The sequence below is a fragment of the Aquabacterium sp. genome (assembly GCF_021768455.1).
Classification (GTDB): domain Bacteria; phylum Pseudomonadota; class Gammaproteobacteria; order Burkholderiales; family Burkholderiaceae_C; genus Aquabacterium.
Genome location: NZ_JAIZVX010000146.1, coordinates 1 through 10,693, shown reverse-complemented (window position 1 = coordinate 10,693; position 10,693 = coordinate 1). Strand labels below are relative to the sequence as shown.

The 10,693-nt window shown below is 69.2% G+C and carries 9 protein-coding genes; 8 read left to right on the top strand and 1 reads right to left on the bottom strand.

Annotated elements, in window-relative coordinates; all coding sequences use genetic code 11:
- The 3 genes from QZ994_RS16165 to QZ994_RS16155 form a co-directional block, all read left to right on the top strand.
- Window positions 1-2,130: xanthine dehydrogenase family protein molybdopterin-binding subunit (locus QZ994_RS16165; protein WP_290873926.1), on the top strand; the 2,130-nt coding region annotated here is incomplete at its 5' end.
- A 13-nt stretch (window positions 2,131-2,143) separates the two neighbouring features.
- The gene (locus QZ994_RS16160) at window positions 2,144-3,211 is read left to right on the top strand and encodes an XdhC family protein (RefSeq protein WP_290873923.1); all 1,068 of its coding nucleotides are present in this window, start codon (window positions 2,144-2,146) and stop codon (window positions 3,209-3,211) included.
- 28 nt (window positions 3,212-3,239) lie between these two features.
- Window positions 3,240-3,875 (top strand): NTP transferase domain-containing protein, encoded by a 636-nt coding sequence (locus QZ994_RS16155; RefSeq protein ID WP_290873920.1) that lies wholly within the window; start codon window positions 3,240-3,242, stop codon window positions 3,873-3,875.
- Window positions 3,876-3,890: 15 nt separating this feature from the next.
- Here the strand turns inward: QZ994_RS16155 and QZ994_RS16150 are convergent, their stop codons facing one another.
- Window positions 3,891-4,826: a LysR substrate-binding domain-containing protein gene (locus tag QZ994_RS16150; protein ID WP_290873917.1), complete on the bottom strand. Its 936-nt coding sequence runs from the start codon at window positions 4,824-4,826 to the stop codon at window positions 3,891-3,893.
- A 332-nt stretch (window positions 4,827-5,158) separates the two neighbouring features.
- Between QZ994_RS16150 and QZ994_RS16145 the strand changes: the two genes are divergently transcribed.
- From QZ994_RS16145 to QZ994_RS16125, 5 genes are all read left to right on the top strand, one after another.
- Window positions 5,159-5,926 (top strand): SDR family NAD(P)-dependent oxidoreductase, encoded by a 768-nt coding sequence (locus QZ994_RS16145; RefSeq protein ID WP_290873915.1) that lies wholly within the window; start codon window positions 5,159-5,161, stop codon window positions 5,924-5,926.
- A 55-nt stretch (window positions 5,927-5,981) separates the two neighbouring features.
- Window positions 5,982-7,667, top strand: a complete 1,686-nt coding sequence (locus QZ994_RS16140) for a (2,3-dihydroxybenzoyl)adenylate synthase (RefSeq protein ID WP_290873913.1) — start codon at window positions 5,982-5,984, stop codon at window positions 7,665-7,667.
- A gap of 81 nt (window positions 7,668-7,748) precedes the next feature.
- The gene (locus QZ994_RS16135; protein ID WP_290873911.1) at window positions 7,749-8,591 is read left to right on the top strand and encodes an amidohydrolase family protein; all 843 of its coding nucleotides are present in this window, start codon (window positions 7,749-7,751) and stop codon (window positions 8,589-8,591) included.
- Window positions 8,588-9,799 (top strand): 3-oxoadipyl-CoA thiolase, encoded by a 1,212-nt coding sequence (pcaF, locus tag QZ994_RS16130; protein ID WP_290873909.1) that lies wholly within the window; start codon window positions 8,588-8,590, stop codon window positions 9,797-9,799. Before QZ994_RS16135 ends, pcaF begins: the two co-directional genes overlap by 4 nt.
- Window positions 9,800-9,845: 46 nt before the next feature.
- Window positions 9,846-10,664: a crotonase/enoyl-CoA hydratase family protein gene (locus QZ994_RS16125; RefSeq protein WP_290873906.1), complete on the top strand. Its 819-nt coding sequence runs from the start codon at window positions 9,846-9,848 to the stop codon at window positions 10,662-10,664.
- Window positions 10,665-10,693: the final 29 nt, after the last annotated feature.

Here is a 10,693-nt window from a genome sequence, read left to right as displayed (position 1 = left end):
GGCCTGGTGCTGGGCACCTTCCCCGGCCTGGCCACAGCCCAGGGCGCGGCAGCCCACACCGCAGCCCCAGCCGCGGCACTCAAGCCCACCGAGCAGCCCTTGTCCTTTGTGCAGATCGCGCCCAATGGCGAGGTCACGGTCACCATCAACCGTCTGGAGTTCGGCCAGGGCGTGCAGACCGCCTTGCCCATGATCCTGGCCGAAGAACTGGACGCCGACTGGTCCCTGGTGCGCAGCCGCATGGGCACCAACGATGGCGCTTACGCCGACCCGCGCTTCGGCATGCACCTCACAGGGGGCTCCAACACCATCAAGCACAGCTTCACCCAGTACCGTGAACTGGGCGCCCGTGCGCGCGCCATGCTGCTGACGGCCGCGGCCACGCGCTGGAACACCGACGTCGCGACACTGCGCACGCAGGCCGGCCGGGTGATCGCACCCGATGGCCGCCAGCTGGGCTACGGTGAACTGGCCGAGGCCGCCATGGCCCTGCCCGTGCCCGCGAAGGTCACGCTCAAGAGCCCGAAGGACTTCCGCCTCATCGGCCAGCCCACCACGCGCATCGACGCCAAGGCCAAAAGCAGTGGCCGCCAGCGCTTCGGCATCGACACGGCCCTGCCGGGCCAGCTGACGGCCGTGGTCGCCCACCCGCCGGTGTTTGGCGCCAAGCTGAAATCGGTGGACGACAGCGCCGCACGCGCCATCCCGGGCGTGAAGGCCGTCTTCCGCGTGCCGCTGGACCGGGGTGCCGAAGGCGTGGCCGTCGTGGCCACGGGCTACTGGCCCGCCAAGCAGGGTCGCGAGGCGCTGAAAGTGCAGTGGGACACCGACGCCGTCGAGAAGGTCGACAGCGCCCGCCAGCTGGCGCAGTACCGTGCCCTGGTCAAGCAGGACGGCCCACGCCAGTTCGAGGCCGACATGGCCCCACTGGCCACGGCCCCGCGCCACATCGACGCCGAGTTCGTCTTCCCCTACCTGGCGCACGCGCCCATGGAGCCGCTGAACTGCACCGTGCAGCTCACCGACACCGGCGCAGAGCTCTACGTGGGCAGCCAGTTCCCGGGGGTGGATGGCCTGGCCGCCGCCCGCGTGCTGGGCCTCAAGCCCGAGCAGGTGCGCGTGAACGTGCAGATGGCCGGTGGGGGCTTCGGCCGCCGAGGCCTCTTCAGCAGCGACTACGTGGTCGAAGCCTGTGAAGTGGCCAAGGCCGCCCGCGCTGCCGGTCTGAACGCACCGGTGCGCCTGGTGTGGCGCCGCGAGGATGACATCCAGGGTGGCTACTACCGCCCGATGCACCTGCACCATGCCCGCATCGGCTTCGATGACAAGGGCCAGGTGCTGGCCTGGGACCATGTGCTGATCGGCCAGTCGATCACCGCGGGCTCGCCCTTTGCCGGCGTGATGATCAAGAACGGCATCGACACCACCGCCGTGGAAGGCATGCGGGAGCCCTACGACCTGCCCATGCGCCTGACGGTGCACCACCCCCAGCTCAATGTGCCGGTGCTGTGGTGGCGCAGCGTGGGCTCGACCCACACCGCCTTCGTGATGGAGACCCTGATCGACGAGATCGCACGCCAGACGAAGCAGGACCCGGTGGCCTACCGCATGAAGCTGTTTGGTGACAAGCACCCGCGCCACCGCGACGCACTGCAGCTGGCCGTGGACCAGAGCGGCTACGGCAAGAAGCGCCTGCCCGCGGGCCGCGCATGGGGTGTGGCCGTGCACGAATCCTTTGAATCGGTTGTGGCCTACGTGGTCGAGGCCTCGGTGAAAAAGGGCGAAGCGGTGCTGCACCGCGTGACGGCGGGGGTGCACTGCAACCTGGTCGTCAACCCGCGCACGGTCGAGGCCCAGGTGCAGGGTGCCGCGCTGATGGGGCTGTCGATGTGCCTGCCCGGTGCGGCCATCACCCTGAAGGATGGCGAAGTGCAGCAGCACAACTTCCACGACTTCGTGGTGCCCCGCATCACCGCCATGCCCGAGGTGAGCGTGCACACCGTGCCCAGCGCCGAGCCCCCCACCGGCATGGGTGAGCCAGGCCTGCCGCCCCTGGCGCCGGCCTTTGCGAACGCCGTGGCGCGCCTGACCGGCAAGCCCCAGCGCCAGCTGCCCTTCAAGCTGGCCTGAGCCCGGAGCCCCCATGGAAGACCTCGACACCCTGGTGCTGCGCACCGCGCTGGGCTGGCATGACGCCGGCCTGCCTGTGGTGCTGGTGACCGTGGCGCGCACCTGGGGCTCCTCCCCCCGGCCGCCGGGATCGCTCATGGCCATCAACGGCCGGGGCGAAACCGTGGGCTCGGTGTCGGGCGGCTGCATCGAAGACGACCTGATCCAGCGCATCCGAGAAGGCGGCGTGCAGGCGGCCTGCGCCAGCGCCGCGCCCACCGTGCTGCGCTACGGCATCTCGGCCGACGAAGCCCACCGCTTCGGCCTGCCCTGTGGTGGCACCGTGGAGCTGGTGCTCGAGGCCGTGCAACCCCACAGCAGGCTCGAGGCCATGTGGCAGGCCTGCGTGCAGCGCCAGGGCATCGAGCGCCAGCTCGACCTGCGCACGGGCGAGGCCACGCTGCGCCCCGTGCAACGCGGCGAACAGGGCGATGGCGTGCCGGTGCTGGGCGAGGCCCATTTCTGCACCTACCTCGGCCCTGCCTCGCGCCTGATCGTGATCGGGGCGGGCGACCTGTCGCGCTTCCTGTGCCAGATGGCCCTCAGCCTGGGCTTCGAGGTGGTGGTGTGCGACCCGCGCGCAGAGCACCGCGCCAGCTGGCACCTGCCCGGCGTGACGCTCAGCCACGAGATGCCCGACGACCTGATCCTGCGCCTGCAGCCCGATGCGCGCACCGCCGTGGTGGCCGTGACCCACGACCCCAAGCTGGACGACCTGGCCCTGATCGACGCCCTGCAGTCAGAGGCCTTCTACGTGGGCGCCATCGGCTCGCGCCGCAACAGCGCGCTGCGTCGGGCACGCCTGCACGAGCACTTCGATGTGCCCGAGGCCGCGCTCGATGCCCTGCATGGCCCGGCCGGGCTCTACATCGGCAGCAAGACGCCCGCCGAAATCGCCCTGTCGATCATGGCCGAGATCGTGGCCGTGAAGAACGGGATCCACCGGCCCAAGCTGGACACCGTGGCCGAAGGCAAGGCGGAACGCGAGAGCCTGCCCGCGCGACCGGATGCGGCCACCCTGCCCTCCAGCTGTGCGGTCTGAGCCTCACCCGGCCCAGGCCACGCCAGGCGTGGCCCCCACCCTCCTGGCTGCAGGGCTGGGCCGGCGCCTGGGCGGCCGCCCCAAATCGGCCTTGTCGATCGACGGTGTCAGCCTGCTGGAGCGGCTGCTCGCCGCCGTGTGCGGGGGGGGCACGGTGAGCCGCCCCCACGTCGTCATCTGCCCCTATGCCGACACCCTGTTGCCCTTGACCACCCGGTGCGGCGCCATGCCCCTGAGGCACACCCTGCCCGAACCCAGCCTGGTCGACTCCCAAAGGCTGGCCGCGCAAGCCCACCTGGATGACCCGGCCCGACAAGGCATGGACCTGATGCTGCTGGTGGCCGATCTGCCCGAACTGGCCGCCGAGCACATCGCGCCCCTGCTGCAGGCCTGGGCCCAGCGCGCAACCGGCGTGCGGGCCATGGTGCCGGTGACCGATGGCGTGCGGGGCCACCCGGTGATCCTGGCCCACGCGGCCGTTCAGGCGATCGCCACCCTGGCTGCAGGACAAGGCGTGCGCGACTGGATGCGCCAGCACCCCGATGCGGTGGCCCTCTGGCCCGGCGCCCACCCCGCCTGCGTCACCGACCTGGACACGCCCGAAGACCTGCAAGCCCTGCAACGCCGGCTGGCACCGGCAGTGGTGCAGTGGCTCACACCATGAGCCTGCCGCGCCACCTCACAAAGGCATGGACACGCTGGCGATGCTCGCCGACTCGGCCGGCTCCACCGGCGCAAAGCGCAGCATCAGGTCGACCAGGTGTTCGCCGGCCGGCGTCAGCGGCAGGTCGGGACGGCGGATGAGCACGATGTCGGGCGCGGGCAGCACCTCCCGCACCGGGATCACCTGCAAGGCATCGGCGGTGAGGGGAAAGTCGCCCCACTGACGGGGCAGCATGGCCAGCAGATCGGTCTGGGCCAGCGCCACCATGAGCGAGAGCGCACTGCCGGCCTGCAAGGCCACCTTGGGCGGAGGCAGGTCGTAGCGGCCAAAGAGCCGCACCAGGTCTTCGCTGGCGTTGTAGTCGATGGAGGTGGTGGCCCAGTCGGCCCCCGCCAGCTCCTTGAGCGAGCCCGCCTGGCTCAGTGGATGCCCCTTGCGCCCCACCACGGCACGGGTGTTGTGGAACAGCGTTTCCACCACCAGGCCGGGTGCAGGCATCAGGCGGGGCGCAGCGCCCATGTAGAAGTCGACGCTGCCCTCGCGCAGGCGGCTTTCCAGATCGGGAAAAAGGCCCTCGATGAGCTGCAGTCGCACGTTCGGATACCGCCTGCGAAAGCCCGGCAAGGCCCCTGGCAGCAAACCTGCGTGCGGCATGATCGACAGCCCCGCCACCAGCGTGCCCTGGCCCTCGCCCAGCACCTGGGTGAGTTCGTCGCGGGCGCGGCGCGCCTCGTTGACGATCACGCAGGCCCGCTGGTGAAAGACCTTGCCGGCCGGCGTGAGCGTCATGCCCAGGGCCTGGCGGTCGAACAGGATCACGCCCAGGTCCTTCTCCAGTGCCCGCACGCTGCGCGTGAGCAGGGGCTGGGCAATGTCGAGCTGCCGCGCCGCGGCGCGCAGGCTGCCGTGTTCGACGATGGCGACCAGGTCGCGTAACTGCGTGAGCTTCATCTAGGGGTCTTTGCCGGGATGTCGTTTGCGTATCGCTTCACGGATTCTGGCATCTTCTCCGCATCGCATCGCCTGCCTAAAGTGGCCCCAAGCGCTCGACGAAGCGCCCCACACCGCACCACACGGAAGAGACAAGACGATGCGACACCACCCCCTTCAGGGATTACCCCCAAGACCGGTCTGAAGCCGGTCGAGAGGGCGCCTCGGCCAAGCTGAGCCGCCCCGCCAACCCACCACCTGATCCACAGCCCCGCACACCCGGGTTGCGCCGCCGCATGGCCTCGCGCCTTTCTTCTTCACCACCGTCCACCCACGTACCAAGGAAGCCACCCATGACCACCACCTCCCGCAAAAAAGCCCTCGTCACCGGCGGTGCCACCGGCATCGGTCGCAGCGCCGTGCTGGCCCTGGCCCGCGCCGGCTTTGACGTCGCCATCAACTACGGCTCCAGCGCCAAGGCCGCCCAGGCCGTGGCCGCCGAAGCCCAGGCTCTGGGCGCACAAACCCTGCTGCTGCAATGCGATGTCAGCGACGACCAGGCCGTGCGCCAGATGATGGCCGCCATCGGCGAGGTCTTCGGCCACCTCGATGCCCTGGTCAGCAACGCCGGCACCACCGCCAGCTGGAAGGTCAAGGACCTCGAGAGCCTGGACATGGCCGAGTGGGACCGCACCTTCGCCGTCAACGTGCGCGGCACCTTCCAGGTGGCCCGCGCCGCCGTGCCCCTGCTCAAGAAGGGCACCAACCCGGCCATCGTCAACACGGCCAGCATCGTTGGCTTGCGCCCTGGCCCCCAGCCTCCGGCCTACGCCGCCAGCAAGGCCGCCGTGGTCAACCTCACCAAAACCCTGGCCTGGAACCTCGGTCCCGAGATCCGCGTGAACGCCGTCGCCCCGGGCTGGATGGAAGGCGAGTGGATGGAACGCATGCTGGGCGACAAGTACGACGACCTGATGGGCAAGCGCGCCAAGCAGACGCCGCTGCGCCGCTGCGTCACGGCCGACGACGTGGCCGAGGTGATGCTGAACCTGCTGACTGCCAACCGCTTCGTGACCGGCGAGATCGTGGTGATCGACGGTGGCTTCACGGCCTCGACCTGAGCCGCGGCCTGCAACCCCGTCCAGCCCATCACTTCACGCACACCAGGAGCCCACCATGCTGCCAGGATTCGTCCCCTTCCCCGATGACTTTGCCAAGCGCTACCGCGCCAAGGGCTACTGGCAAGACCAGTCCCTGGCGCAGGAGTTCGCCGCCGTGTTCGAGCGCTTTGCCGAGCGCACCGCCCTGATCGATGGCGAGCGCCGCTACAGCTACGCCCAGCTCGATGCCGCCAGCGACAACCTGGCCCTCAACCTGCTCGACCTGGGCCTCAAGCCACTCGACCGCGTCGTGCCCTTGCTGCCCAATGTGGCCGAGTTCGTGGTGCTGTACTTCGCACTGCAAAAGCTCGGCTGCATCCCCATTGCCGCCCTCGTCACCCACCGGCACGCCGAGCTCAACCAGTTCGTGCGCCTGTCGCAAGCCCGCTGCGTGGTCTACCCGACCTCGGTGCGCGAACAGGGTGGCGACTTCCACTTTGCCCCCATCGTCGAACGCGTGCAGGCCGAGCACGATTGCCTGCAGCTGCGCCTGGTGCTGGGCGAAGCCGGCCCCGGTGAACACTCGCTGACCGCGCTGATCGCCAAGCCGGCCACCCTGCCGCTGACGGCCCTGCGCAGCATCCGCATCGAGCCGACCGACCCGTGCATCTTCCAGCTCTCGGGCGGCACCACCGGCATCCCCAAGCTGATCCCGCGCACCAACAACGACTACGCCTACAACTCCAAGGTGGCGGCACAGGTCGCGGGCGTCGATGCCGAATCGGTCTTGCTGCTGGTGCTGCCCATTGCGCACAACCTGCCCCTGGCCTGCCCGGGCATCCAGGGCTTCCTGTTCAACGGAGGCACCGTGGTGCTGCACGCCAACACCAAGCCGGCCGAGATGTTCAAGCTCATCGCCCAGCATGGCGTGACCCACCTCAAGGTGGTGCCGGCCCTGCTGATCCGCCTGATCAACGACCCGGCCATCGCCGATGCGCAGCTGGACTCGGTCAAACAGATCCAGAGCGGCGGCCAGCGCATGCAGCCTGAGGTGCGCATCCGCACACGCCAGCTGTTCCGCCATGCCTTTGTGCAGGAGAACTTCGGCATGAGCGAAGGTCTACTGATGTTCGTGCGCCAAGGCGACGACGAAGAGGTGCTGCTCGAGACCTGTGGCCGCCCCGTCTGCCCCGACGACGAAGTCAAGCTCATCGACGACGACGGGCAAGAGGTGCCGGACGGTGAAGTCGGCGAGCTGGCCTGCCGTGGCCCTTACACCCTGCGCGGCTACTTTGGCGTGCCCGAGTACAACGCCCGCCAGTTCACGCCCGATGGCTTCTACCGTTCAGGCGACCTGATGCGCAAGCACCCCTCGGGCAATTACGTGGTCGAGGGCCGCAAGAAGGACCTGATCAACCGCGGCGGCGAGAAGATCAGTGCCGAAGAGGTCGAGAACCTCATCCTCATGCACCCGGCCGTGCAGAACGTGGCCTGCGTGCCCATGCCCGATGCCGCCATGGGCGAAAAGATGTGTGCCTACGTGGTGCCCAAACAGGGTGCCAGCCTGACGCTGCCTGAGCTCGTGGCCTTCCTGCAGACGCACGAGATCGCCCGGTTCAAGCTGCCCGAGCGCCTGGAGCTGCTGCCCGACTTCCCCGTGTCCACCTTCGGCAAGGTCTCGAAAAAGGCACTGGGCGAACGCATCGCGGCCCAGCTGGCGGCCGAGGCCGAAGCCAAGGCGGTGGCGGCGCAAGCGGCCTGATCCACATCTTCCCCTCCTTCCTTTCATTCCTTCATTGAACCCACTGCGGCGCCCACCACTGCGCCGCACCCGGAGCACCCCATGCGCATCATCGACCTGCACTGCTACCCCGGCACCCCCACCTGGATCGACTCCCAGGGCCCTTACCCCGAAGAGCTCGCCCGCTACTGGAAGCGCGAGTGGGTGGGCAAGTCTGAAGAAGACGTTATCAAGGAATTCGCGGGGGCCGGCGTCGAAGCCTGCCTCGTGGCCCTCGACCTGGAAACCACCGTGGCCGCCCCGCCCTGCACCAACGAGTACGTGCACGGCATGTGGAAGCGCCACCCCGATCGCATCATCCAGTGCTGGGGTGCGGTGGAGCCTGCCAAGGGCGAGATCGCCATCCGCCAGGTGAAGAAGGCCGTCCAGGAGCTGGGCTTCATCGGCTTTCACTTCCACCCCATCATGCAGCACTTCGCCGTGAACGACCGGCGCCACTATGACCTCTTCGAAGAGATCAATGCGCTGGGTGCAGCCGTGATGATCGACGTGGGCACGACCGGCATGGGCGCCGGCATGCCCGGTGGCAACGGGGCGCGCATCCGCCATGCCCACCCGGGTGCCATCGACGACCTGGCCGCCGACTTCCCCAACCTCAAGATCATCATGGCCCACCCCGGCTGGCCCTGGGTGGACGAGACCACGGCCGTGGCCCTGCACAAGGGCAATGTGTACTGGGAGATGTCGGGCTGGGCGCCCAAGTACTTCCCGGGCAACCTGAAGGTCGACATCCGCGGTCGCCTGCAGGACAAGATCATGTTCGGCAGCGACTACCCCAGCCTGCCCTACGACCGCATCCTGCGTGAATGGGCCGAGCTGGGCTACAGCGACGCCGTGATGGAAAAAGTCATGCACGGCAACGCCGAGCGCGTTCTGGGGTTGTGATGCAGAACGCCTTCATCATTGACGGCATCCGCACCCCCATCGGCCGCTACGGCGGCAGCCTCTCGGGCATCCGCACCGACGACCTCGGTGCCATCCCGCTGCAGGCCCTGATGGCCCGCCACCCGCGGCTGGACTGGGCGCAGCTGGAGGAGGTTTACTACGGCTGCGTCAACCAGGCCGGTGAAGACAACCGCAACGTGGCCCGCATGAGCGCGTTGCTGGCGGGCCTGCCAGTGAGCGTGGCCGCGGCCACCGTGAACCGCCTGTGTGGCTCGGGCCTGGAGGCCATCGCCAGCGCGGCACGAGGCATCGCCTGCGGCCAGCTGGACCTGGCGGTGGCGGGCGGCGTGGAAAGCATGAGCCGCGCGCCCTTGGTGATGCCCAAGCCCACGGCGGCGTTTTCAAGGCATGCCGAAGTGCACGACTCCACCATCGGCTGGCGCTTCGTCAACCCCCGCATGCAAGCCCTCTACGGTATCGATGCCATGGGCGAGACGGCCGAGAACGTGGCAGAGCAATGCGGGATCTACCGCGCCGACCAGGACGCCTTCGCCCTGCGCAGCCAACAGCGAGCGGCCCGCGCCCAGGCCAGCGGCGTGTTCGACGCCGAGATCGTGCCCGTGGCCGTGCCCAGCGGCCGCAAGGGCGAGACCACGCTCTTCAGTGCCGATGAACACCCGCGTGCCGACACCACGCTGGAAACGCTGGCCAGGCTCAAACCCGCATTCCGCCCTCAAGGCAGCGTCACCGCCGGCAACTCGTCGGGCGTGAACGACGGCGCGGCAGCCCTGCTGCTGGCCAGTGAAGCCGCGGCACAGAAGCATGGCCTGCAGCCGCTGGCCCGCATCGTGGGCGTGGCAACGGCTGGCATCGCGCCGCGCGTGATGGGCCTGGGCCCTGTGCCTGCCGTGCGCAAGCTGCTGGCGCAGACCGGCCTGGCCATCGGCGACTTCGATGTCATCGAACTGAACGAGGCCTTCGCCGCCCAAGGCCTGGGCGTGCTGCGCGAACTCGGCCTGCCCGACGACGGTGCCCACATCAACCCGAACGGGGGCGCCATCGCTTTTGGGCACCCGCTGGGCATGTCCGGCATCCGCCTGGCGCTCACGGCCGCACGGCAACTGCAGCGAACCGGAGGCCGCCTCGCGCTTTGCACCATGTGCATCGGCGTGGGCCAGGGCATTGCGCTGGCCATCGAACGCGTCTGACCCTTCTTCAAGCCGATCACCCACAGGACCACCACAGGATCACCCCATGAGCCACAGCACCACCGACCAAGCCCCCATCCTGCTGGAACGCCAAGGCCCCATCGCCATCCTCACGCTCAACCGGCCCGACACCCGCAATGCCCTGAGCGGAGAAGACTGCTTCCGCGCCTTCGAGACCCTGTTCGCGGACCTCAACGAAGACCTGAGCGTGCGCGCCATCGTGCTGACCGGCGCGGGCAGCGCCTTCTGTTCGGGCGGCAACGTGGCCGAGATGCGCGACCGCCAGGGCATGTTCGCCGGCAGCCCCACCGAGATCGTGGCCCACTACCGCGCCGGCATCCAGCGCATCCCGCGCGCCTTCCAGGGCCTGCACGTGCCCATCATCGCGGCGGTCAACGGCCCGGCCATCGGCGCGGGCAACGACCTGGCCTGCATGTGCGACATCCGCATCGCGTCCAGCACCGCCCGCTTTGCCGAGAGCTTCGTGAAGGTCGGCATCGTGCCGGGCGACGGTGGCGCCTGGCTGCTGCCCCGCGTGGTGGGCGCGGCCAAGGCGGCCGAGATGGCCTTCACCGGCGACACGCTCGACGCCAGCGAGGCCCTGCGCATCGGGCTGGTCAGCCAGGTGGTCGCACCCGAAGCCTTGATGGAGACGGCGCTGGCGCTGGCAGGCCGCATCGCCGCCAACCCGCCTCAGGTGCTGCGCTGGACCAAGCAGCTGCTGCAGCAGGCCCGCACGGGTTCGCTGGACGAGGCCCTCGACCACGCCGGCCGCTTCCAGGGCCTGGCCCACCACACGGCCGATCACGCCGAAGCCGTGGCCTCCTTCTTCGAGAAGCGCGCCCCCGTCTTCACCGGCCGCTGAAACACCCCTTCGGCCAAGCACCCCAGCCC